The sequence below is a fragment of the Kineosporia rhizophila genome, assembly GCF_021277265.1.
Taxonomy (GTDB): Bacteria; Actinomycetota; Actinomycetes; order Actinomycetales; family Kineosporiaceae; genus Kineosporia; species Kineosporia rhizophila.
In genome coordinates, this window is sequence record NZ_JAJSOH010000019.1 from 40193 (window position 1) to 61107 (window position 20915).

24 protein-coding genes are annotated in these 20915 nt (G+C 70.1%); 10 read left to right on the top strand and 14 right to left on the bottom strand.

Annotation, left to right across the window (positions count from 1 at the left end; all coding sequences use genetic code 11):
- Positions 1-202: 202 nt before the first annotated feature.
- Positions 203-514 (bottom strand): putative quinol monooxygenase, encoded by a 312-nt coding sequence (locus LWF15_RS23990; RefSeq protein ID WP_003941073.1) that lies wholly within the window; start codon positions 512-514, stop codon positions 203-205.
- A gap of 79 nt (positions 515-593) precedes the next feature.
- Between LWF15_RS23990 and LWF15_RS23995 the strand changes: the two genes are divergently transcribed.
- The gene (locus tag LWF15_RS23995) at positions 594-1535 is read left to right on the top strand and encodes a GlxA family transcriptional regulator (protein ID WP_232813255.1); all 942 of its coding nucleotides are present in this window, start codon (positions 594-596) and stop codon (positions 1533-1535) included.
- Between the two features lie 496 nt (positions 1536-2031).
- Here the strand turns inward: LWF15_RS23995 and LWF15_RS24000 are convergent, their stop codons facing one another.
- The 5 genes from LWF15_RS24000 to LWF15_RS24020 form a co-directional block, all read right to left on the bottom strand.
- Positions 2032-2808, bottom strand: coding sequence for an expansin EXLX1 family cellulose-binding protein (locus LWF15_RS24000; protein WP_232813167.1), 777 nt, complete (start codon positions 2806-2808; stop codon positions 2032-2034).
- A 152-nt stretch (positions 2809-2960) separates the two neighbouring features.
- Positions 2961-4172 (bottom strand): M20 metallopeptidase family protein, encoded by a 1212-nt coding sequence (locus LWF15_RS24005; RefSeq protein WP_232813168.1) that lies wholly within the window; start codon positions 4170-4172, stop codon positions 2961-2963.
- Positions 4169-4984: a PIG-L deacetylase family protein gene (locus LWF15_RS24010; protein ID WP_232813169.1), complete on the bottom strand. Its 816-nt coding sequence runs from the start codon at positions 4982-4984 to the stop codon at positions 4169-4171. The genes LWF15_RS24005 and LWF15_RS24010 overlap by 4 nt, the downstream gene beginning before the upstream one ends.
- A gap of 180 nt (positions 4985-5164) precedes the next feature.
- On the bottom strand, positions 5165-5917 hold the full coding sequence (locus LWF15_RS24015; RefSeq protein WP_232813170.1) for a hypothetical protein: 753 nt from the start codon (positions 5915-5917) through the stop codon (positions 5165-5167).
- 155 nt (positions 5918-6072) lie between these two features.
- A complete protein-coding gene (locus tag LWF15_RS24020; protein ID WP_232813171.1) occupies positions 6073-7176 on the bottom strand; it encodes an MSMEG_0565 family glycosyltransferase in 1104 nt (367 codons plus the stop codon).
- Positions 7177-7315: 139 nt separating this feature from the next.
- Between LWF15_RS24020 and LWF15_RS24025 the strand changes: the two genes are divergently transcribed.
- The 9 genes from LWF15_RS24025 to LWF15_RS24065 all read left to right on the top strand — a co-directional run bounded on the left by LWF15_RS24025 (position 7316) and on the right by LWF15_RS24065 (position 15397).
- Entirely contained in the window at positions 7316-8611 is a 1296-nt protein-coding gene (locus tag LWF15_RS24025) for an MSMEG_0569 family flavin-dependent oxidoreductase (RefSeq protein WP_232813172.1), read from the top strand.
- Complete coding sequence (locus LWF15_RS24030) at positions 8608-9426, top strand: amidohydrolase family protein (RefSeq protein WP_232813173.1); 819 nt, start codon at positions 8608-8610, stop codon at positions 9424-9426. Before LWF15_RS24025 ends, LWF15_RS24030 begins: the two co-directional genes overlap by 4 nt.
- A gap of 11 nt (positions 9427-9437) precedes the next feature.
- Positions 9438-9950 carry an MSMEG_0572/Sll0783 family nitrogen starvation response protein gene (locus LWF15_RS24035; RefSeq protein ID WP_232813174.1) on the top strand — a complete coding sequence of 171 codons (513 nt, stop codon included), beginning with the start codon at positions 9438-9440 and terminating at the stop codon, positions 9948-9950.
- A 10-nt stretch (positions 9951-9960) separates the two neighbouring features.
- Positions 9961-11013, top strand: coding sequence for an MSMEG_0568 family radical SAM protein (locus LWF15_RS24040; protein ID WP_232813175.1), 1053 nt, complete (start codon positions 9961-9963; stop codon positions 11011-11013).
- Entirely contained in the window at positions 11010-12440 is a 1431-nt protein-coding gene (locus LWF15_RS24045; protein ID WP_232813176.1) for an MSMEG_0567/sll0787 family protein, read from the top strand. The genes LWF15_RS24040 and LWF15_RS24045 overlap by 4 nt, the downstream gene beginning before the upstream one ends.
- Positions 12437-13276 (top strand): carbon-nitrogen hydrolase family protein, encoded by an 840-nt coding sequence (locus LWF15_RS24050; RefSeq protein ID WP_232813177.1) that lies wholly within the window; start codon positions 12437-12439, stop codon positions 13274-13276. Before LWF15_RS24045 ends, LWF15_RS24050 begins: the two co-directional genes overlap by 4 nt.
- Before the next feature lie 3 nt (positions 13277-13279).
- Entirely contained in the window at positions 13280-14110 is an 831-nt protein-coding gene (locus LWF15_RS24055) for a carbon-nitrogen hydrolase family protein (RefSeq protein ID WP_232813178.1), read from the top strand.
- 9 nt (positions 14111-14119) lie between these two features.
- Entirely contained in the window at positions 14120-14401 is a 282-nt protein-coding gene (locus LWF15_RS24060) for an MSMEG_0570 family nitrogen starvation response protein (RefSeq protein ID WP_232813179.1), read from the top strand.
- A 210-nt stretch (positions 14402-14611) separates the two neighbouring features.
- Positions 14612-15397: an AfsR/SARP family transcriptional regulator gene (locus tag LWF15_RS24065; RefSeq protein ID WP_232813180.1), complete on the top strand. Its 786-nt coding sequence runs from the start codon at positions 14612-14614 to the stop codon at positions 15395-15397.
- Between the two features lie 112 nt (positions 15398-15509).
- Here LWF15_RS24065 and LWF15_RS24070 read toward each other — a convergent pair whose 3' ends face one another.
- The 8 genes from LWF15_RS24070 to LWF15_RS24105 all read right to left on the bottom strand — a co-directional run bounded on the left by LWF15_RS24070 (position 15510) and on the right by LWF15_RS24105 (position 20872).
- Positions 15510-16358, bottom strand: coding sequence for an ABC transporter permease (locus LWF15_RS24070; RefSeq protein ID WP_232813181.1), 849 nt, complete (start codon positions 16356-16358; stop codon positions 15510-15512).
- Positions 16355-17302 (bottom strand): ATP-binding cassette domain-containing protein, encoded by a 948-nt coding sequence (locus tag LWF15_RS24075; RefSeq protein WP_232813182.1) that lies wholly within the window; start codon positions 17300-17302, stop codon positions 16355-16357. The genes LWF15_RS24070 and LWF15_RS24075 overlap by 4 nt, the downstream gene beginning before the upstream one ends.
- Positions 17299-17880, bottom strand: a complete 582-nt coding sequence (locus LWF15_RS24080) for a MauE/DoxX family redox-associated membrane protein (protein WP_232813183.1) — start codon at positions 17878-17880, stop codon at positions 17299-17301. Before LWF15_RS24080 ends, LWF15_RS24075 begins: the two co-directional genes overlap by 4 nt.
- A 16-nt stretch (positions 17881-17896) precedes the next feature.
- Positions 17897-18349 (bottom strand): lasso peptide biosynthesis B2 protein, encoded by a 453-nt coding sequence (locus LWF15_RS24085; RefSeq protein ID WP_232813184.1) that lies wholly within the window; start codon positions 18347-18349, stop codon positions 17897-17899.
- The gene (locus LWF15_RS24090) at positions 18346-18597 is read right to left on the bottom strand and encodes a lasso peptide biosynthesis PqqD family chaperone (RefSeq protein WP_232813185.1); all 252 of its coding nucleotides are present in this window, start codon (positions 18595-18597) and stop codon (positions 18346-18348) included. The genes LWF15_RS24085 and LWF15_RS24090 overlap by 4 nt, the downstream gene beginning before the upstream one ends.
- Positions 18594-20444: an asparagine synthase-related protein gene (locus tag LWF15_RS24095; protein ID WP_232813186.1), complete on the bottom strand. Its 1851-nt coding sequence runs from the start codon at positions 20442-20444 to the stop codon at positions 18594-18596. The genes LWF15_RS24090 and LWF15_RS24095 overlap by 4 nt, the downstream gene beginning before the upstream one ends.
- Positions 20445-20549: 105 nt before the next feature.
- Positions 20550-20675: a lasso RiPP family leader peptide-containing protein gene (locus LWF15_RS24100; RefSeq protein WP_232813187.1), complete on the bottom strand. Its 126-nt coding sequence runs from the start codon at positions 20673-20675 to the stop codon at positions 20550-20552.
- Between the two features lie 68 nt (positions 20676-20743).
- Positions 20744-20872: a lasso RiPP family leader peptide-containing protein gene (locus LWF15_RS24105; RefSeq protein ID WP_232813188.1), complete on the bottom strand. Its 129-nt coding sequence runs from the start codon at positions 20870-20872 to the stop codon at positions 20744-20746.
- Positions 20873-20915: the final 43 nt, after the last annotated feature.

Here is a 20915-nt window from a genome sequence, read left to right on the forward strand (position 1 = left end):
GTCGCGCGATGCGCTGGCCTCACGGCTCTGCCCGACACCGACGTCGCTCTCCTCTGCGACGGACCCCTCGCCGGCTGAGCGCTCGCGGCCGGCATCCTGTCCGTGTGCCGATAGGCCTCGCACCGCTCGGCAACGCAGCGTGGCGTTGCGTCGCGACCTGGCGACGGCTCGGCGGGGCGCGATCGTCTCGTGCGTTGGCGGACTACGGGAGCTTGGACGCGAGGACGTCGGCCGCCAGGATCTCGGGTGCTGCGCCGAGGAGGTGCTGGTTGGCCATCAGGGCTGCGACGATGGCGCCGTTGGCGTGGGCGTCGCGAGCGGCCTCGTCGGGGAATGCATCGAAGATCCAGAAGGTGTCGGCGTGGGTCCTGACCGCGAACCAGACAATCGTTCCTACTTCTTCGTTGGCGAGCGCGACAGCGCCGGCGAGCAGATCGGCGAGCGCGTCGTGCTGTCCATCGGCCGCGACGATCTTGGCGACGAAGGCATACGGAAGTGATGCGGGTGTGGACATGAGGGGTTCTCCTAGGTGTCGAGGTTTCTTGGTGAAGCGAGTTCAGCGTATGACGAGCAAGGGCATGTTTGTTCGCGCCATGCGTATCGGACTGATCGCGATCGACGGCTGCTTCGGTTCGGCTGTCGCGTCGGTCATCGACATCGTGCGGGTGGCCGACGGAGCCCGCGGCGATGTCGACCCGCGGATCGACCCGATCGAACTCGCCATCCTCGGACCGAAACGGAGAGTGACCACGACGGCATCGATGACCCTGTCGGTGGACCACCCGCTGTCGGAGTCCGCAGAGTTCGACGTGGTCGTCGTCCCTGCGCTTGGAACCCTCACGGCCGCCGCTACCAACGACGCCCTCCAGAGCCGAGATGCTCGTTCGGTCATCGCCTCGCTCGGGCGCCTCGACGACGCGACCACCCGGATCGCCGCGGCGTGCACCGGCGTGTTCGCTGTCGCCGAGACCGGACGGATGCATCATCGGCGGGCGACGACCAGCTGGTTCATGGGGCCGGAGTTCCTGAAGCGCTATCCGACCGTCGCCCTCGATCTCGACACCATGGTCGTGGTCGACGGGAACCTCGTCACCGCCGGCGCCGCGTTCGCCCACATCGACCTCGCGCTCTCACTCGTGCGATCGATCAGCCCCGACCTGGCCCAACATGTCGCCAAGCTCCTCATCATCGACGAGCGTCCGTCGCAGGCGGCCTTCGTCGCCTACGAACATCTCCGGCACGAGGACCCGATCGTCGTCGAGTTCGAACGCTTCGTGCGCGCCCGCCTGGACGAACCGTTCAACGTCGCCTTCGTCGCGCAGTCGCTCGGCACCAGCCGGCGCACCCTCGAACGACGAGTCCGTGCGGCGCTCAACCTCACTCCGCTCGGCTTCGTCCAACGGCTTCGCATCGAACGAGCTCGGCACCTCTCAGCAACCACGGACCTCACCTCCGCCGAGATCGCGCTACGGGTCGGCTACGCGAACGCCGAGACTCTGCGCTCCCTCCTGCGTAGGGAGCGACGCCGTTCCTGACCTATCGCCATGCCTGTAGCCGATGTCCTAGCGCTCGACTTGAACCGCCTCTCAGCACGTCGCGTCGACGCTCCTGCGTCGCCCCTGGACGACCCACTCGACACGCCCGCAGCACAGGCCATGTGACGTGCCCCGGCTTCCCGGACGGTCGGGGTTGGGTGGCTGTGATGTCGCTGCGTTCTCGTCGAGGGGGTCAGCAGACTCAATCAGGGTCGATTGGGATGAGACGCGAAGGCGGTCAGGTCAGGGCGGCCGAAGCCGGCCGGCGGGGTAGCGTCGGTCACGTCGAGGTCTTTCGGATGGATGGCGTAGGAACCTCCGTCGTCGGGAGACCTCGACGTCTACCTGCGGACCGACGCGCCCGGCCGACCTACACCCTCATCTGGGAAGACCCCGATTAGTTCTCGGTGGGCCTACAAAGAAACGTGAGGACGTCGGTGGGCACCTTCGCGCGAAGGTGCCCCACCGGCGTCCATTGTTGGGTTCAGACAGTCACTCAGGCGGCGGGCAGCTGCTTGGCGCCCTTCTGGACCTTGGTGGAGATCTTGATGCCGGAGTCGACCAGGCGGTGCCCGAAAATGTCGGTGATCCGGATCTTCTTGCCGCAGCCGACGCCCTTGGGCGACTCGAAGTAGTTGTACTCCTTGCGAGCCAGGTTGACCCAGCCACTGGCCGTCTTCAGTTCGAGCTTCTTGATCGGGTTGCGGTGGTTGCGCACCTGCACCCCGCACCACCACTTGGTCGAGCCGTCCTTGTACACGTAGCTCACCGGGCCGGCCGGCTTGGGCGTGACCAGCTTCCAGGTCACGTTGATCTGACCGGTCACCGGATCGGCGAGCTTGGCGAACGCCTCACGGGAGAGGTCGAGCTGGTGCAGGCGGCAGTCGCCGGGGCACAGGTCGACGATCTTGACCCGGATGCTGTTGCCCTTGGGGCCGGTCACCTTCAGGAAGGCCCCGCACATCTGCGAGTTCTGGTACTCGCTGGTGTTGAGCGCGGCCACCATCATGTTCTTGGACTTGGGATAGCTGCAGGCGCCGGTTCCGTCGGCGTCGTAGTGCGTGGCCACACCCTTGTACTTCTTGGTCGGCGACACGGCCTGCTGGGTGAGGGTGCCGGCCTTACTGGTCGTGCTGGTCGTGCCGGTCGTACTCGTGGTGCTGGTCGTGCTGGCGGCGGTGGGGTTGGCCGCGGAGCTGGACTGGGCCACGTACACCCCGGAGCCGACGACGAGGGCGAGCGCGGCCGCAGCGACGGCGGCCTGGATCTTCATTCGGGACACGGTCGGGATTTTGGCGCATGTTGCCTCAGGTGGGCGTTCTGTCCCGGTTAAGAACAAACCTGATTGTGGACGTCGGTGGCGGGCTCGCGCGGTTCTCGTGCGTTGCGCGAGCTACCGGAGTCACTACACACGGATCGACTGGCTCAGCAGGGCCAGCCTCCCAGCCAGGAACGGGTGACCGCCAGCAGCGCCCGCACGGCGAACGGCACGGCCTGTTCGGGATCGGGGGCGAAGTGCGGCGAGTGCCCGGACCGGGCCTGCGGGGAGGTCACGGCGGGCGCGGTGGCGATGCCGAAGAGCCAGAAGGCGGAGGGGATGCCGTAGTGGGCGGCGAGGTTGCCGAAGTCCTCGGAGCCGAGCATGGGCGGCATTTCTTCGTAGGTGCCGAACTCCTGCTCGAGCACCGCCTGCACTCGGGCGAGCGTGGCCTCGTCGTTGACGTTCAGGGGGAAGGGGTTGAACACCTCGATCTCGTGCTCCAGGCGCTCGGTGGCGGCGACGCCTGCGGTGATGCGGCGTACGGCTGCGTCGATGGTGTCCAGCGTCTGGCTGGAGAAGGCCCGGGAGCACACGGTCACGGTCAGTTCGGCCGGGATGGCGTTGGTGGCCTGGCCGGCGTGGACGGTGGTCGGGGTGATGACGGCCCGCTCCCCCGCTGGAAGCTCAAAGCCTGTTATCGCCTGGATGCGCAGGATCAGCTGGGCCGCGGCGGTCAGCGGGTTGGCGCTCTCGTGCGGCACCGAGGCGTGGCCGCCCGGTCCGCGCAGGGTGATCCGCCAGTTGCGCTGGCCGGCCATCAGCACGCCCGCCCGCGAACGCACGGTGCCGGCGTCGAAGTTGCCCACGTGCTGGCCGAGCAGCACCGACGGGGTGGGGTGTTCATCGAGCAGTCCGCTGGCGGCCAGCCGGGAGGCACCGGTGCCGGTCTCCTCGGCGGGCTGGGCGATCAGGACGAGCGTGCCGGACCAGTCCTGGCGGGTGGCGGCCAGCAGCCGGGCTACTCCCAGCAGGGCGGTGGTGTGCAGGTCGTGACCGCAGGCGTGCTTGGCGCCCAGCTCGGGCGGGGCGGCGTAGGGCAGGCCGGTCTGCTCAACGATCGGCAGCGCATCGAGGTCGGCACGCAGGCCCACCACCGGGCCCGCGCCGTTCTCCAGCGAGGCCACCAGCCCGGTGACCTCGGCCGAGGTGGTGACCCGGTAACCCAGCCCGGACAGCTCCTGTGCCACCCGCCGGGTGGTGCGGACCTCCTCGAAGGCGATCTCGGGGTGGGCGTGCAGGTCCCGGTAGAAGTCCAGGAGGCCGGGCAGGATGTCGGCGAGTTGCCCGTCTTCAGTTGGGTTCGCAGGTGTCCTCAACGGTCGGTGAGCCGGTCGATGGCCCCGGCCGGGCCGCTGCGGGTGAACCACTCGACCCCGTAGGCCGAGTGCAGGCCGTCCTGCTGCAGGTGAGCGGCGTCGATCTGGCTCGAGTGCTGGCGCATGGCGGCCACTTTGGCGGCGAAGTCGCTCTCCCCGGCCTGGTAGTGCGCGCCGATGCGGGCCTTCGGCACGCCCACCGGGCCGCTGGCCCGCCCGGTGCGCCGCACCGCGTCGTTGGCGCCCAGGACCAGGTGCCGCACGTTCTGCCGGTCGAGGGTCTCGGCGTCGACGGTGGCCTCGTAGTAGCTGAGGCCTTGCTGGTTCCGGGCCACCTGGGCGGCGATCCGGTGCACGGCGACGTGGTCGGGGTGGGGGTAGATGCCGCCCTCGTCGTAGCCGACCAGGGTGTCGGCGCCGACGCGCTGCACGATCTCGCCGACCTGTTCGGCCACGGCCTGCACCGGCTGCTCGGACAGGGCCTGCCCGGGCCGGGTGGTGCCGAGCCCGGAGTCACCCCAGCCCAGGGTGACCAGCTCGTGGACGCCGAGCACGCTCGCCGCCCGCTGGAGTTCACCGGCCCGGACCCGGCCGACGTGCCGCCCCTCCCCGGCCAGATCCTGACCGGCGTGGCCGTCGGTGGCGACCACGAGCGTCACCCGGGCGCCGGCCCGGGCCAGGGCGTGCATCACTGCCCCGGTGAAGATGGCCTCGTCATCGGGGTGGGCGTGCACGAAGACGACCGAGTGCTCGCTCAGCGAGCGGGCGGGGGCAGGAACGACAGGGACGAGCGGGGCGAGCACAGCAGACATGAGGAGGTACTCCGGCGGCGAGAAGGGTCGGTGGGCGAAGGTTCAGCCCCGACAACACCGCTCTGCACAGCAGAGGGTGACCACGGTCGTCGCCTGGTGGAGCACGCGGGCCTCCGGCTGCTCGGGGTGCGCCGCCGCACCCGTCATCTCTACTAGGTCGGTAGACTTTATCAGAACTTCCTAGGAACGCTCCGGTTCCAGCGCAGCCTCGGCGTCGCCGCAGGTCACGCCGTAGGCGAGCATGGTCACCGGCGAGTCGTAGCCAACGTTGCCCAGATCGGTTTCCTTGCCGTTGTCGGCCCGGGCGCCTTTCTCGCTGAGGTCGATCCGGGTGCGGATCACCCGGTCGCTGCTGTCGGCGTCGTCCTGCTTGGCGTTGAACCCGGCCAGGTAACGCTTCTTGCCCTTGGCCGGGCAGGCCACCCCGGTGCCGCGGCCGTTCATGCCCAGGTCGAAGGTGTACTGGTTGCCCTGAAGGTTGATGCTCGGCACGATCTTGCAGTCGATCACCGCGTAGAGCGCTGCGCTGTAGGCGGTGGCCAGCAGGATGATCGCGGTGCCGTCGCCCAGCCGGTTGCCGACGGCCGAGGCCTGGGCGTTCTCCACCTGGTCGGCGGTGAAACTGGTGGCGAAACTGGCCCCACTGGCGGTGCGCACACCGAGCAGCCGCTTGTCCCCCTTCAGGCCCAGCCACACCTGGTCGTCCTGCCCGTCCCCGTCCAGGTCACCGGCCAGGCCCACCCCGGCGTCGGCCGGGATGTCCACGCCGCCCACCTTGCAGCCGGCCTTGGGCTGAGCCTCGGTCTGGGTCGGGGCCTCGGCGGACGGGGAGACATCGACCGGGGCGGCCGTGGCATCGGACACCTGCTTCACCGTGGGCTCACCGGCGCATGCGCCCAGCGCGAGCAGCCCCGCCAGGGCAACGGCGGTCACGGCGCCTGGGCGGCAAGGGCAGAGCATGAGGTGTCCTTCCAACGTCCGACGGTTGCGTCTGATGACGTTAGACGGTTCATGGGCAGAGGTGCCCAAAAGGGTCGAACACGCAATACCCGGCCTCGCCTACTCAGGGTCGATGGGATGTGCCGTCGTCAGTTGCGGGGCCCAGTCCCGACCGCAACCCCCTGCTCGATGAGCCGTCGGTACAGATCCAGATGCGCGGTCGCCGCAGCTTCCCAGGTGTGGGCCGTCGCCAGGGCGTGCCCTCTTTCGAGTCTCTCCGGGTCGGCCGGGCCGGCCAGGTCGGTCAGCAGCGCCTCGGCCAGCGCGGAGGTACCGGTCGCGAAGCGGACGGCATCGCCGAACACCTCCCGAAGGACGGGAAGGTCGCGCACGACGACCGGACGCCGGGCCGCCAGAGCTTCCATCGCCGCCAGACCGAACCCTTCAGCGGTGCTGGGGAAGGCGAAGACCGCACACGAGGCGACCAGTTCCGGTAGATCGGGGTCCGGGACGGGGCCCAGCACATCCACTCGTACCCCCAGCGAGGAGATCAGCGCCTCCACGGTTGCCCGATAGTCCCGGTAGTCGAACAGGGTCTCCCCGCCGGCGATCAGCAGCCCCACGTCCGGCCGTTCGGACTGGACCGTGGCCATGGCTCGCACCAGGTCGGCCGTACCCTTGCGCGGCTCGATACCGCCGACGGCGAGGACGAAGTCTCCGTACTTCGACTTCCACGAACCGTCCGGCTCGGCCCCGGAGAAGCGTGCGGTGTCGACACCGTTGGGAATGACCGTTGCCTCGATGCCCCAGCCGGCCGCCAGCTCACCGGCCACCGACGACGAGACGCAGACGTGCGCGGCGGGCTGCGTGATCGCCCGCTCGTGGCAGGCAACCAGTTCCGGTGTGGTGAACGTGTCGAGGTGATGCACGGTGCGCAGGTGGCCCGGTACCGCATTGGCGCTGATGCAGTCCTGGGCGTGCACGATGTCGTAGGTGCCCTCGAAGGCCTGGCCCAGGACTGCGATGGACCGCAGGATCCGTTGCCCCACCGACTCACCGTCACGAGCCGGGAACGGCACGGCCCGCACCTCGACCGCCGGGTCGACAGCCCGGAAGAACGTCTCGTCGCCGCCGCGGGCCAACGTCCACACCGTGACGTCCTGCCCTGACCGGGCCAGCGCCTCGGCCAGCGCCAGGGTGTGCACCACGCCCCCACGCGGGCGGGTGGAGTACGTGAGCAGGCTGATGCGCATCGCACCAGGATGCGGCCCAAATGCGTTCTGCTGCAAATCTTGTCGCTATCAGGCGACAGACAGCAGAACGTAACGCTCGTCATCCAGAAGTGTTCCGGAGGAAACACTCCGGCAATTTATGCGCCCTTGACTGTTCGACATGAAGGCACATGACGACCTCGCGGGGCACCTCCTCGCAGGTGGCCTGGACGGCCGGCACGTTCCGGTCGCGGTCATCGGTGGCGGCCAGGCCGGCCTCGCCGCCAGCTACTGCCTCTCGGCCGCCCAGGTCGAGCACGTCGTCCTCGAACGCCACCAGGTCGGTTTCGAATGGTCCGAAAGGCGCTGGGACAGCTTCTCTCTGGTGACGCCGAACTACCAGTGCCTGCTACCCGGGCACGAGTACTCAGCCGGCGACCCGGACGGGTTCATGGTTCGCGACGAGATCGTCGACTACCTGCGGGACTACGCCGCCAAGACCACCCCTCCCCTGCACCAGGGGGTCGAGGTCACGCGACTGTCGCACAACGGTCACCGCTTCGAGCTGCGCACCAGCCGCGGGCGCCTCTTCGCCTCCCAGGTCGTCATCGCGACCGGCGCCTACCACCTTCCGCGAATCCCCAGGTTCGCCGAGCGTCTGCCCAGCGACATCGTGCAGATCCACTCCGCCGACTACAAGAACCCGGCCCAACTGCCCGACGGGGCGACCCTGGTCGTCGGCACCGGTCAGTCCGGGTGCCAGATCGCCGAAGATCTGCACCTGGCAGGCCGTGTCGTGCACCTGGCCACCGGGAACGCCCCTCGTGTGGCACGCTCCTACCGTGGCCGCGACTGCATGACCTGGCTCGACGAGATCGGCCACTACACCAAGGGCATCACCGAGTTCGCCGACCAGGAGAGCACCCGCCACAAGGTCAACCACTACGTGACCGGTCGCGACGGAGGCCGTGACCTCGACCTTCGTGTCTTCGCCCGCGACGGCATGCGCCTGCACGGGCGCCTGCGCGACATCACCGGGTCGACGGCCCATTTCGCCCAAGATCTGAAGCAGAACCTGGACGGCGCCGACGCGGTGATGGAAGGCATCAAGGACCTCATCGACGCGTACATCGAGCGCGCGGGTCTGAACCAGCCGACGGAACAGCGTTACACGCCGGTCTGGGAGCCAGAAGCTCAGATGACCCAGCAGGTCGACCTGATCGACAGCGGCATCACTTCGGTGGTGTGGTCCACCGGGTTCGACGCCGACTACCGCTGGGTGAACCTGCCCGTCTTCGACGGCCGGGGCTATCCCACCCACCATCGCGGCGTCACCAGCATGCCGGGACTGTACGTCCTGGGTCTTCCCTGGCAGTGGACCTGGGGGTCCGGGCGCTTCCGCGGGGTCGGCGAGGACGCCCGGTACCTCACCGAGCAGATCCTGCGCACCGCCCAGAGCACCCTGCAGGTGGCATGAACCACTGCGACGCGCACCGTCACCTCGGGGTACTGCCGGCGTTCCCCTTCTACGGTGGTCCCCCGATCCGCGCCGACGTCACTGCACGGTCCACCATCCAGCAACTCATCGCAGATCTCGACGCCGAGAAGACCGAGCGGGCTCTGGTGATCCCCAACTACGGGGTCCCGCAGGCCGATCTCGCCTTCGGCTTCAACGAACTCGTGGTCGAGGCCGCCCAGACCGACGACCGCATCCGGGCCGGGCTCTGGGTGTCGGCCAAGCCGCAGGACGCCGCCCTCACCGCCCAGGCCCTCGCACTCGCCGGCGAAGAGGGCGTCCGGGCGCTCAAGCTCAGTTTCCTGCTGGGCGGCCGGGTCGGTGACGACGACGTCCGGCCGGGTCTGGACGCGGTCTTCGCCGCCGCCCGGGCCCACGACCTGGTGGTGCACGTGCACACCAGTCCGGGCGGAGGCAGCGACGTCGACGAGATCGGCCGTCTCGTCGAGGACTACGCCGACGAGGTGAAACTGCACCTGGTGCATCTCGGCGGCGGGATGAGCGGGCACATGAAGCTCATCGGAGGAAGGTTCTTCGACTGGATCGAGCAGGGTAAGCAGGTCTACACCGACCTGTCCTGGGCGATCGGGTTCGCACCGCGCTGGCTGGCCCAGGAGATCGAGCGGCGCGGTGTCGGCCACGACCGGGTGCTGTTCGCCAGCGACCAGCCCTGGGGTGACTTCGAAGGTGAGTACGCCCGTCTGAAATCAGGTTTCGGGGACGGCGAGCTGGCCGACCTCGCGCTCCACGCAACGTTCACCGAGCTCTACGAGTGAAAGGCACGACCATGACCGAACTCACCGACCTCGAGCAGCAGTCGCTCAACGAGATCCCGCACCCCTCTCTGCCCGAGGGGTCCAGCATCTACGGCGGCACCAAGGTCTTTCCCGACTACCAGGCCGAGAACGGCGAGTCGTACTTCACCCTGGTGCACGGCATCGCCCACGAGTCGTCCGTCAGCTTCGTGGCGATCCTGCAGGCCACCCGCGCCCTGCGCAAGGGCTTCGAGTCGGCCATCTACTTCTACGGCCCGGGTTCGCTCAACGCCCTCGCCACGCGTGGCTTCCCGACCACCGGCACCAGCGCCTTCCCCGGTGAGCACAACATCAACTCCTCGCTGGCCACGTTCATCAAGGAGGGTGGCAAGGTCTACTGCTGCCGCTTCGGCCTGTCCCTGCACGGCGCCCGGGAAGAGGACCTGATCGAGGGCGTCATCCCCACCCACCCCCTGGACGTGCAGGACGCGCTGATCCACTACGCGCGCAAGGGCGCCATCATCAACTCGACCTACATGATCTGAGGATCTCGTCATGGACACCGTCACGAGAGTGAACCTCGCGGTGCACGGCGTGCGCGTCGACGCTCCGGTGCGGCGCAGCAAGGGCGCCGGGCCGAGCGACGACGGGCACCTGGTTCTCGACGGCGAGAACGCGGCCCTGCCCATCGTTGCCGACAGCCCCTACGTGATCCGCCAGGGCCGGGTCTACGAGGGCCGCATCGATCTCGGCCTGAGCGTGAACACCGTGCAGCGGCCGAAGTTCTACGATCTGCGCACCGCCGACGGTGTCCCCTACGAGAAGATCGCTCTGCTGCACGGCCAGGACGTACTGGCCACCACCGTGGTGCAGACCTGCATCCGCTACGCCGAGGCGGAGCGCTGCCGGTTCTGCGCCATCGAGGAGTCGCTCACCCGGGGTGCGACGATCGCCGCGAAGACGCCCGCGCAGCTGGCCGAGGTGGCCGAGGCGGCGGTGCGCCTGGACGGGGTGCGTCAGATGGTGATGACCACCGGCACCACCACCGGCCCGGACCGCGGCGCACGCAATCTGGTGCGCTCGGTCCGGGCGGTGCGGCAGGCCGTGCCCGGGCTGCCGATCCAGGTCCAGATCGAGCCACCGAAGACCCTGTCGGTGATCCAGGACCTGAAGGACGCCGGGGCCGAGGCGATCGGCATCCACGTCGAGAGCATGGACGACGAGCTGCGCCGCAAGTGGATGCCCGGCAAGGGCAGTGTGCCGATGGCCGAGTACGAGGCGGCCTGGGACGAGGCCGTGCGGGTCTTCGGGCGCAACAAGGTCTCCACCTACCTGCTGATCGGCCTGGGCGAGACCCCCGACGAGCTCGTCGCCGGGGCGAGGTCGCTGATCGAGCGGGGCGTGTACCCGTTCGTCGTGCCGATGCGCCCGATGCTGGGCACGCTGGCCCGTCGGGACGGCGCCACCACGGCACCGGCGTCCGTCGTCGCCGAGATCACCGTCCGCGTCGGCGCCCTGCTGCGCGAGGCCGGCATGTCGGGCGACGACCAGGGGGCCGGCTGTGCCGCCTGCGGTGCCTGCAGCGCACTGAAGGCAGCAGGCGGATGAGCCTGCTTCTCGGCGACTCCGGCGAACTGGGCGCGGCCCTGCTGCACGATCTCGCCGGACGCGAGCGTCCTCGCCACTTCGTCATCGAGGACGCGGACAGGACCAGCCTTGCGGCCTACCACCGGCTGCGCCGGGAGCAGTTCGTGGTCGAACAGGGCCTGTTCGAGAACAGTGACCTCGACGAGCACGACGCCGACGAGCGGACGGTGGTCCTGGTGGCCCGCTCCGGCGACGGCACGGTGATCGGCGGGGTCCGGCTCGGCCCGGTCCTGCCCGGCCGCGACGTGGGTTGGTGGCAGGGCGGGCGGCTGGTCACCAAGGGCAGCGCCGGCGCCGGTGCCGCACTCGTGCGGGCCGCCTGTGCCCGGGCCGAGGCCGAGGGCGTCCTGCGTTTCGACGCGACGGTGCAGGCCCGCTATCGCTCATTCTTCGCCAAGCTCGGCTGGGACCACCTGCGCACCATCGACCTCCACGGTCGTCCGCACGAGCTGATGCGCTGGCCGGTCGGACGGATCCAGGCCCTGGCCGAGGCCACCAAGAAGGACCTGGGCGGGCTCTTGGCGCCGTTCGTGGGAACCGGCCTCGGTGGGCCGGGGTTCCTGGGCGACGACGGGGCCCCGGTGCCGGGCTCCGACCTGGTCGCCGCCTGTGACGCCATCCTGCCCTCCATGGTCGAACGTGACCCCGAGTGGGCCGGCTGGTGCTCGGTCCTGGTGAACATCAACGACCTGTCCGCGATGGGCGCGTCACCGGTGGCGCTGCTGGACGCCGTCGGGGCCCGTGACGCCTCGTTCGCCGCGCGGATCCTGCACGGTCTACGGCGGGCCGCCCAGGCCTACGGAGTCCCCCTGATCGGCGGGCACACCCAGCTCGGGGTCCCGGCCGCCCTGAGCGTGACCGCGCTGGGACGCACCGATCATCCGGTGCCCGGTAGCGGCGGCCGCCCCGGCCATCGCATCCGGCTCACGACCGACATCGGTGGAGCCTGGCGCCCGGGGTACCGCGGACGCCAGTGGGACTCCTCCTCACATCGCACCACCACCGAACTGCGGGCCATGACCGCCATGGTGGCCCGGACCCGTCCCGCCGCGGCCAAGGACGTCTCGATGGCCGGTGTCGCGGGCACACTGGGGATGCTGGCCGAGGCCAGCGGGTGCGCGGCCGTTCTCGACGTCGGCCAGGTCCCTCGTCCCCTGGCCGCCAGCGCCGGGGACTGGCTCACCTGCTTCCCCGGATTCGGCATGCTCACCGCCGAGGACCGGGCCGCGGGCGATCCCGGGGCCGGCCCGGCCGTGAGCGCTCACTGCGGTGAACTCGTCGAGGGTTCCGGAGTGCAGCTGCGCTGGCCCGACGGGGAACTCACCACCGTGATCACCGGTGGTGTGACCGGGCTGGGCTCTTCGACAAGCATGGGAGACACGACATGAGCACCGTCACGCTGGGCGTCGTCTCAGCACCCTTCGACCGCGACCTGGAGGGCGACTTCGCCCGCATCGCGGCCCTGATCGAGCAGGCCCGCGGTCAGGGGGTGCACCTGCTGGCCCTGCCCGAGGCCGCACTCGGCGGTTATCTGAGCGACCTGCGGGGAAGTGCCCCGCCGCCGCCTGCCTTCCGCGTCGACGGACCGGAGATCGCCCGGCTCGCAGCCCTGGCCGGCGACATGGTGGTCTGCGCCGGGTACTGCGAAGAGGGCGAGGACGGCAAGGTCTACAACAGCGTGGTGTGCGTGGACGGCTCGGGAGTGCTCGGCAACCATCGCAAGGTGCACCAGCCGCTGCGTGAAGACGCGCACTACACCGCCGGATCCGGCTTCCGGGCCTTCGACACCCCGGTCGGCCGGATCGGGATGGTCATCTGCTACGACAAGGCCTTCCCGGAGTCGGCCCGGGCCCTGGCCCTGGACGGCGCCCAGATCGTGGTGTGCGTCTCGGCCTGGCCGGGCAGCCGCACGAATGCTCCCGAGCGCATCGAGGACGACCGCTGGAAGCAGCGTTTCGACCTCTTCGACGCTGCGCGTGCCCTGGAGAACCAGATCGTCTGGCTCTCGGCCAACCAGAGCGGCAGCTTCGGCTCACTGCGGTTCGTGGCCAGTTCGAAGATCGTCGGCCCCGGTGGGGACGTGCTGTCAGGCACCGGAGTCGGCGAGGGGATGGCGGTGACCACCTTGGACGTCGAGGACACGCTGGCCTCTGCGCGCCGGGCGATGGGACACCTGCGCGACCGGCGGCCGGCCGCCTACGCCTCGCTCGAGCCCGTCGGCTGAACCATGAGCACGGGGGTGACCATCGCGGCCGCAGCCGCCAGTTTCGGCCGGGACCTGGATTTCGACCTGGCCCGGGTACGCACACTCATCGAGCAGGCCCGGAAGTCGGGCGCAGACCTGCTCGTGCTGCCCGACGCCGCCCTCGGCGGATACCTGGCCGACCTGCGTGACCCCGACATGGACCGGCTGCCCCCGGCCCTGGAACCCGATCACGAACTACTGGGCGCAGTCGCCGCGGCTGCGGCCCGCATGGTCGTGTGCGTCGGCTACCGCGAGTCGGGCGACGACGGGACCTCCTACAACAGCGCCGTGTGCGTCAGCGGGGACGGGGTGCTCGGCCGCCACCGCAAGGTGCACCTGCCCCGCGGCGAGGAGAAGGTCTACACGCCCGGGGACTCCTTCGACGCCTTCGACACCCCGGTCGGGCGGATGGGCATGCTCATCGACTACGACAAGACCTTTCCGGAGTCGGCGCGTTCCCTCGCGCTCGACGGGGCGGGCATAGTCGCCTGCCTGTCGGCCTGGCCCACGAACATCAGCAACCGGGCCCCGCGCATGAACCAGGACCGGCAGTCCCGGCTGTTCGACCTCTACGACCGTTCCCGGGCTGCGGAGAACCAGGTGGTGCTGGCGTCCGCGAACCAGACCGGAGCTCTGGGCGGGATGCGCTTCCTGGGGCAGGCCAAGGTGGTCGGCCCGGGCGGCGACATCCTGGCCCGCACCTGGGCGAAGGCCGGTCTGGCGGTCGCCACCCTCGACGTCGAGACCGAGATCGCCGCGGCCCGCCGGGTCCTCGACCACCTGAACGAACGCCGCCCGGACACCTACCGATAGGTCAGACCCATGCCCGAGATGTACTTCACCGTGACCTGGCCCGACGGCCGCACCCAGAGCTGCTATTCACCGTCCCTGGTGATCGAGGGCTTTCTGACGCCCGGCAACCGTTACCCGGTGGCTGATTTCGTGCAGCGCTGCGACCAGGCCCTGACCATCGCCTCGGACCGGGTGCGGGCGAAATACGGGTTCGCCTGCACCAGTGCCGCCGCGACCCTCGATGCGATCACCGATCGGGCGGCCGGTTTCAGCGAGGGACACGTCGTCGTGACCGGATTCGAACGCCCCTGATCGACTCACGGCACTGCAGGAGCGCAGACCCGCACTTTCACACTCTTGGCCGCAAAGGGTGCACGGTCGTAATGTCCCGTTAATATAGGTTTGGCCGAGCCGGGGGGAACGGGTCGGCGCGTCGCGAGGGGGCTCCTGTCGTCGTCGAGCTCACCAGCTCCCTGTGGCATTGCAGGGCATCGCACCGTGACTTCGCGAGGGGGAATGCAGGTGAGCACTGCCTCTACCACCAAGGACGTCCATTTTTCGCTGCTCGGACCACTGCGGCTGAGCGTCGCCGGCCGGCCGCAGCGCCTGCCCAAGGGAAAGCAACGCTCTCTGCTGGCGGCCCTGCTGGTCCACGCGAACCAGGACGTGGCCGTCGACCGGCTGACCGAGTACGTCTGGGAAGACGACCCGCCGCGCCGCCCCCGGGCGGTGCTGCAGACCTACGTCACCCGTCTTCGGCACACGCTGGCCGCCGCCCACCCGGGCCTGTGCACCGCCGTGGAGACCACCGCCGACGGGTACCGGCTCGCCCCGCCGTCCGAATCCGTTGACCTGCTGCGTTTCCGGGCCCTGGTCGCGCAGGCGCGCCGGCACAACCAGAACCAGGATCTGGCCGCCGAGGCCGAGGTGCTCACCCGGGCCTTGAGCCTGCGCAGCGGGCCGTTCCTCAGTGACGTGCGCTCGGCCTACATCCAGGACACGGTCGTCCCGGCTCTGACCGAGGAATGGCTCAGCGCGCTCGAACGGCGCAGTGAACTCGACGTGGTCACCGCGGCACCCACCACCGAACTGATCGCTGACCTGCGCGGCGCGACCAGCACGCATCCCTACCGCGAGCGGTTCATCCTGCTGCTCATGCGGGCGCTGGCCGATCGCGGCCGGCGGGTGGAGGCGCTGGACGTGTACGCCAGTGCACGGCAGCGTTTCCGGGCCGCGTTCGGTCTGGAACCGGGTCCGGAACTGCGGCAGTTGCAGGTGCAGATCATGCGCGGAGAACCACCGCGTTGAGGCGGTGCACGGGGGTCCGCCCGACCGGGCCCCCATGCACCGCCTCAACCCCACAACTGCGTCCAACAATGGACGTCGGTCGCGCCTCGGTCGCGGAGTGCGGCTTTCGCGGTCACAGAGGACGGCGGAAGCCGCGCACCGCCACCGCCATGCAGATGCCGCAGGCCGTGATGCTGACGGTCAGGGCCGCGAGCGTGGCGCCGATGTGCGGCTCTCCCAGGGTCAGGCCCCGGGCGGCGTCGATGCCGTAGGTCAGGGGGTTGACCTTGGCGATGGTGGCCAGCCAGGTGGGCAGGGAGTCGACCGGGACGAAGGCGCTGGAGGCGAACAGCAGCGGCAGCAGCAGGAAGGCGGCCATGTCCTGCATGAGGTCGGCGTTGCGCAGCCAGGAGGCCAGGGCGATCGAGATCCAGCCCATGCCGCCGCCGACCACGATGGCCACGGCCAGCGCGAGGGTGGTGCCGGTGAAGCCGCCGGGCGGTGAGAAGCCGAAACCGACGGTGGCCAGCAGCAGCAGGATGACCAGTTGCAGCAGGCTGCGGGTGAGGTGGGCCAGGCTGCGGGCCACCAGGACCGAGCCGAGCCAGATGGGCATGGCCCGGAAGCGGGCCACGATGCCGTTGCGCATCTCCTCGGTGAGGGTGCTTCCGGCCTGCAGCCCGGACTGCATGGCGGTGTTCACCATGATCGCCGGCAGCAGGTACTCCAGGTAGGAGCCGCCCTGGGGCAGGATCGAGGTGGAGGCGGCCATGGTGGCGAAGATCTGGCTGAAGGCCAGCAGCATCAGCAGCGGCATCAGCAGGCTGAGCAGGATGGCCCGCGGGTCCAGGACCAGGGCGCGCACCGAGCGGCTGGTCAGCAGCAGGATCTGCCGGGCGGTGCCGGTGCCGCGGGAGTGGGCCGGTGGCCGGTGGTGGCCGGGCTGCTGGGGGGCCGGGGTGTCCAGGTCGACGGTGGTCATGGGGTCCTCCCCCGGCCGGTGCGGGTGTAGGCGATGAACACGTCGTCCAGGCTCGGTTCGCGCAGGGTCAGCTCGTCCACCTCGACCCCGGCCTCGTCCAGGGCACGCACCACTGTGGCGGTGTCGCGGGGGGACTGCAGGGGCACGGTGACGGTGCGGGCGGGCAGGTCGGCGGCCGGGGCCAGCCCGGCCCGGTCGAGGGCGGCGACGGCGCGCGGGCCGTCGTGAGGGCTGGGCACGGTGACCTGCACGGTGCGCCGGCCCACGCGTTCCTTGAGGTTCTGCGGGGTGCCGGAGGCGACGACGACGCCGTCCGACATCACCACGACGGAGTCGGCCAGCCGGTCGGCCTCGTCCAGGTACTGGGTGGTGAGCAGGACGGTGGTGCCCTGAGCGACCAGGCTCCGCACGATCTGCCACACGCCCATCCGGGCGGCCGGGTCGAGGCCGGTGGTGGGCTCGTCGAGGAACAGCAGGCCGGGTGAGCCGAGCAGGCTGGCCGCCACGTCGAGGCGCCGGCGCATCCCGCCCGAGTAGGTGCGCACCAGGCGCCGGGCGGCCTCGGTCAGCTCGAACATCTCCAGCAGCTCGTGGGCCCGGGCGTGGGCCTGGCGGCGGCCGGCGCCCAGCAGCCGGGCGATCAGCACCAGGTTCTCCAGGCCCGGCAGCTGCTCGTCGACCGCCGCGAACTGGCCGGTCAGGCCGATGGTCTGGCGCACCTGGTGAGGCTGGCGGACCACGTCGTAACCGGCCACGAACGCCTGCCCGGAGCTGGGGTGCGCGAGGGTGGCCAGGATGTTGACCAGGGTGGTCTTACCGGCCCCGTTGTGCCCCAGGATGCTGAGCACCGAACCGGTGGGCACGCTCACGTTCACCTCGGACAGCGCCTGGACCCGCCCGTACGTCTTGCTCAGGTCACGGGTCTGCACCATGGTCTCGTTCATGACCGGTCAGCTCCCGCCGGGACCGGCGGGCGGGGCGGGGCCAGGCGCACCAGAAGCATCTCGGCGAGGCTGTCGTAGTAGCGCACCATGGCCAGGGCCAGCCCGACGCCGACGGCTGCGGCGGCCAGCGAGCCCGGCCAGGCGAAGGCCGGCTGGTCGAGGCCGTGCAACAACCCGTGCACCAGGCCGGGGAGGGCGGCCGCGATGAGGATGCCGTTGCGGATCAGCATCGGGTAGCTCATCGCCGCCCCGGAGCCGCCGAAGCAGCGGCACTCGGCCAGCACCCCGGCCCGTACGGCCCGGGCGATCACCCCCAGGAAGAGGGTGAGCAGGGCGGTCGCCAGCAGCAGGCCCCACCAGGCGGTGGTCGCGAACAGCAGGAGCCCGGTGGCAATGCCCTCCAGGAGGACGACCGTGGCGGCGACCGGGCGGGCCGTGCGTTCGGTGGTGCCGCTGAGCCGGACCACCGAGACCACGAAGCCACGGAAACGTTGCAGGCTGCGCGCCTTTCCGATGAAGGCGATGCCGAAGACGGCGGCCAGCAGGAACCGGGCGCCGATCAGGATCTGGTCTTCCATGATCTACCTCCCTCAGTCACCTCGTGCCAGTGGTGGATGCCTGCTCCGGCCGCGTTCCGGGGTGCCGGACCGTGATGACCGGGCGGAAGAACGGTGCCTCCGGTCCCTCACCGACCGGTCGCCGCTCGACCTCCACCCAGGCGTGGGCCCGGAAGGGTTCGGTGCGCACGCCGGTGCACCAGTCCGGCCAGGTCCCGGCCAGGCGGCACAGCAGCACCGTGGCCACCGAGCGCTGCAGGCAGCCCTGCCCGGCGCAGCGCACGCTGACCGAGACCACCGCGGCGCGGGCGGCCAGGGCCTGCTCCAGGGTGGCGGGCCGGGTGCGGCGACTGAGCAGCGTGAGCACCTGGCGCAGGTGGCCGGGCGAGAGCCGGATCAGTTGCCGGGCCACCCCGACCGCCAGCTGGGCGGTGGTGCGCCGGCGCCAGGGCAGGTGTTCGGACGTCTCCAGGCTGACCGACATGCTCATGGCCGGACCACCCCGGCGGCCTGCAGGTTGTCCACGAAGGCGCGCACGTCGACGGCGATCCGGTCGGCGGCCTCGGGCCGGGACCGGGCCAGCTCGTCGATCGCCTCCTGCACGCTGGCGCCCTGCTTCAGGCGTTGCAGCACGGTGGCGCCGGTGGAGTTCAGCTGCCAGTAGCGGCCGGCCCGTTCGTCCAGCAGCACCATGCCCTGGTCGGTCTCGGTCAGGATCATCGTCGTGGAGAGCTTCACGACGCCACCTCCGTCAGTTTCGGGGAGCGCTGCTGCGCGGCAGTCAGCGATCGCAGCCAGGCCTCGGCGGCCAGGGTGCCGTCGAGGACGATCAGGGTGCGTGACGAGGTGTGCAGGCCCAGCACGGCCGCCCGCAGCGCCTCGGCGTCGATCAGGCCCCGGCGCGCCAGTTCGGAGTCCTCGCACAGCTGCAGCAGTTCGGGGCGGTGCTTGCGGAAGCCGGCGTAGGCGTCGGCGCTGAACTCGGCCTTCGTGGCCCGGCCGAGCAGCCGGTCCGGCACGATCCCCCGCATCGCCGCGGCCAGGGCCGGCTTGTACAGGTGCGGGTCGGCCCGCTCGTCGAATCGGATCGCCAGGGCGGCCTCCAGCACCCGGTCGTCGTAGAACGGCGAGTGCCAGGAGACTCCGTGACGGGAGCTGAGCAGGTTGGTGCGCCGGGCCGTCTCGGCGCCGGAGCGCACGTCCTGCAGGGACCCGTGCTGGGCCCGCAGGTCCGACAGTGGTTCCTGGCCGGAGGCGGCGACCTGGAGCATGGCGGCTCGGGCCGCCTCGACGGCGGCGCCGGTGGCCCACGGCGGCATGATCGGGCTGGCGCCCCAGCCGAAGTCCAGCCGGTTGCCGACCTTGTCGGCGGGTGTGCGCAGGCCCTGCGCCGACTGGGCGAACCATTCGCCGAACGACGGCGACGGCAGCAGCCCGCCGACCATGTTCCGGGTGGAGGCGCGGGTCATGGCCTGGTAGGAGCGTAGGTGCGCGATGGAGCGGAAGGGCTTGCGCCGCACCAGGGTGTGCAGGTAGTTCGGGGTGAGGAAGAACAGTTCGTCGCCGCCGTCGCCGGACAGGTGGCGCGTCGATCCGCGCTCGGCCATCTGGCGCACCAGGTACTCCACCTGGCTGCGGGCCCGGGTCCAGGCGTAGGGCCCGTCCAGGTCCGCGTCGTCGTTGGTCAGACCGGCGTACCAGCGCGGTAGTTCGCGCCCGGGCAGCACCAGGTGCTCGGCCTGCGGCAGGCCTTCGGCGGCGACCTCACCCCAGTGACTGTCGTCGCCCGCCGCGTCCTCGGACACCCAGCGCAGTGTCAGCAGCCGGGCCTCGGAGCGGGCGGCCAGGTACGACAGGCTGGTGGAGTCCATGCCCCCGGACAGGTCGGCGCTGATGCGCTCCATGTTGCGGGTGCGGGCGTCCACCGACTCCAGCAGGGCTTCGCGTAGCGCCAGAGTGCCTTCGACGAGGGAGGTCTCGGGGGCCGGCGGGTTCCACCAGCGCACCGGCCGGGCGCTGCCGTCGGGGCTGATGTCCAGGTACTCGCCCATGCCCAGCGGGGTGATGCCCCGCCAGACCGAGCGTTCGTTCAGGGGCCAGGGGCGGCTGGGGGAAAGCAGTTGGAGGGCCAGGTTCTCGTCGGCGACCTCGGCGCCGGTGACCTCGGCCAGCAGCCGGGAGCCGGTGGCGGCCAGGACGGTTCCACCGGCGCGCGCGTAGAACACCTTGTGGAAACCGGAGATGCTGCCCTGGAAACGAATGCGCCCGCCCAGGCTGGCGACCAGGTGGAAGCTGCCGTGCAACCTGCGGACCACACGATCGAGGTCACGCAGGTCCTTGACCGGGGCGAGCACATCGGTCAGGGCAGCGCGGTCGCTGCCGCAGAAGCCGACCACCGCGACCCGCAGGTCTCCGAGCGTGACCTGTACGAGAACGTCCTCGGACCACTGGCCCACGATCCAGGGCCGGCCCGAGGCGTGGCGCAGAACATGGCGCCGGTCCTGAAGATTGTGGGGATCCAGGGCATTCAGGGCTTCGAGGGCCTGACCGGCGCCTTCACGGTCAGGCAGAACAACGAATTCCACAGTCATCACCATTGTCCCAAGCGTTGGTGGACCACGCGTGTCAGGCGCAGCGAGGGCGAGGGGCCTGTGGCCGCGCCGGCGAACCGGCGCGGCCACAGGGGCGAATTACTCGCAGTTCCAGATGACGCACTGGTCCTTGCTGTCGAAACCCCAGACGGGGCGGCCCAGGGTCACCCGGGCGAAGTCGCCGATCTCGGCGATGGCGGGCGCTTCGTAAACGTCGTGCTGCATGGTCGTTCTCCTTCTGACGAAATGGCTGAACCGGTCGCATCCCTCCAAGCGGAGGGACTACGACGTCGTCACTGGCAGTTGAAGATGACGCACTGGTCCTTGCTGTCGAAGCCCCAGACCGGGCGGCCCAGGGTCACCCGGGCGAAGTCGCCGATCTCGGCGATGGCGGGCGCCTCGTACACGGTGGTGTCCTTCATGTCGCAACTCCTTCTGAGATGGATGCTGGACCACCGGAAAACC

What these genes read in the sequence shown, in the direction of transcription:
- LWF15_RS24000 (WP_232813167.1), bottom strand. Translation starts at nt 2,808, where the DNA reads ATGAAGATCCAGGCCGCCGTCGCTGCGGCCGCGCTCGCCCTCGTCGTC.
- LWF15_RS24035 (WP_232813174.1), top strand. Translation starts at nt 9,438, where the DNA reads ATGACCGAACTCACCGACCTCGAGCAGCAGTCGCTCAACGAGATCCCG.
- LWF15_RS24025 (WP_232813172.1), top strand. Translation starts at nt 7,316, where the DNA reads ATGAAGGCACATGACGACCTCGCGGGGCACCTCCTCGCAGGTGGCCTG.
- LWF15_RS24030 (WP_232813173.1), top strand. Translation starts at nt 8,608, where the DNA reads ATGAACCACTGCGACGCGCACCGTCACCTCGGGGTACTGCCGGCGTTC.
- LWF15_RS24010 (WP_232813169.1), bottom strand. Translation starts at nt 4,984, where the DNA reads ATGTCTGCTGTGCTCGCCCCGCTCGTCCCTGTCGTTCCTGCCCCCGCC.
- LWF15_RS24020 (WP_232813171.1), bottom strand. Translation starts at nt 7,176, where the DNA reads ATGCGCATCAGCCTGCTCACGTACTCCACCCGCCCGCGTGGGGGCGTG.
- LWF15_RS24085 (WP_232813184.1), bottom strand. Translation starts at nt 18,349, where the DNA reads ATGAGCATGTCGGTCAGCCTGGAGACGTCCGAACACCTGCCCTGGCGC.
- LWF15_RS24040 (WP_232813175.1), top strand. Translation starts at nt 9,961, where the DNA reads ATGGACACCGTCACGAGAGTGAACCTCGCGGTGCACGGCGTGCGCGTC.
- LWF15_RS24080 (WP_232813183.1), bottom strand. Translation starts at nt 17,880, where the DNA reads ATGGAAGACCAGATCCTGATCGGCGCCCGGTTCCTGCTGGCCGCCGTC.
- LWF15_RS23990 (WP_003941073.1), bottom strand. Translation starts at nt 514, where the DNA reads ATGTCCACACCCGCATCACTTCCGTATGCCTTCGTCGCCAAGATCGTC.
- LWF15_RS24045 (WP_232813176.1), top strand. Translation starts at nt 11,010, where the DNA reads ATGAGCCTGCTTCTCGGCGACTCCGGCGAACTGGGCGCGGCCCTGCTG.
- LWF15_RS23995 (WP_232813255.1), top strand. Translation starts at nt 594, where the DNA reads ATGCGTATCGGACTGATCGCGATCGACGGCTGCTTCGGTTCGGCTGTC.
- LWF15_RS24055 (WP_232813178.1), top strand. Translation starts at nt 13,280, where the DNA reads ATGAGCACGGGGGTGACCATCGCGGCCGCAGCCGCCAGTTTCGGCCGG.
- LWF15_RS24075 (WP_232813182.1), bottom strand. Translation starts at nt 17,302, where the DNA reads ATGAACGAGACCATGGTGCAGACCCGTGACCTGAGCAAGACGTACGGG.
- LWF15_RS24105 (WP_232813188.1), bottom strand. Translation starts at nt 20,872, where the DNA reads ATGAAGGACACCACCGTGTACGAGGCGCCCGCCATCGCCGAGATCGGC.
- LWF15_RS24100 (WP_232813187.1), bottom strand. Translation starts at nt 20,675, where the DNA reads ATGCAGCACGACGTTTACGAAGCGCCCGCCATCGCCGAGATCGGCGAC.
- LWF15_RS24070 (WP_232813181.1), bottom strand. Translation starts at nt 16,358, where the DNA reads ATGACCACCGTCGACCTGGACACCCCGGCCCCCCAGCAGCCCGGCCAC.
- LWF15_RS24050 (WP_232813177.1), top strand. Translation starts at nt 12,437, where the DNA reads ATGAGCACCGTCACGCTGGGCGTCGTCTCAGCACCCTTCGACCGCGAC.
- LWF15_RS24060 (WP_232813179.1), top strand. Translation starts at nt 14,120, where the DNA reads ATGCCCGAGATGTACTTCACCGTGACCTGGCCCGACGGCCGCACCCAG.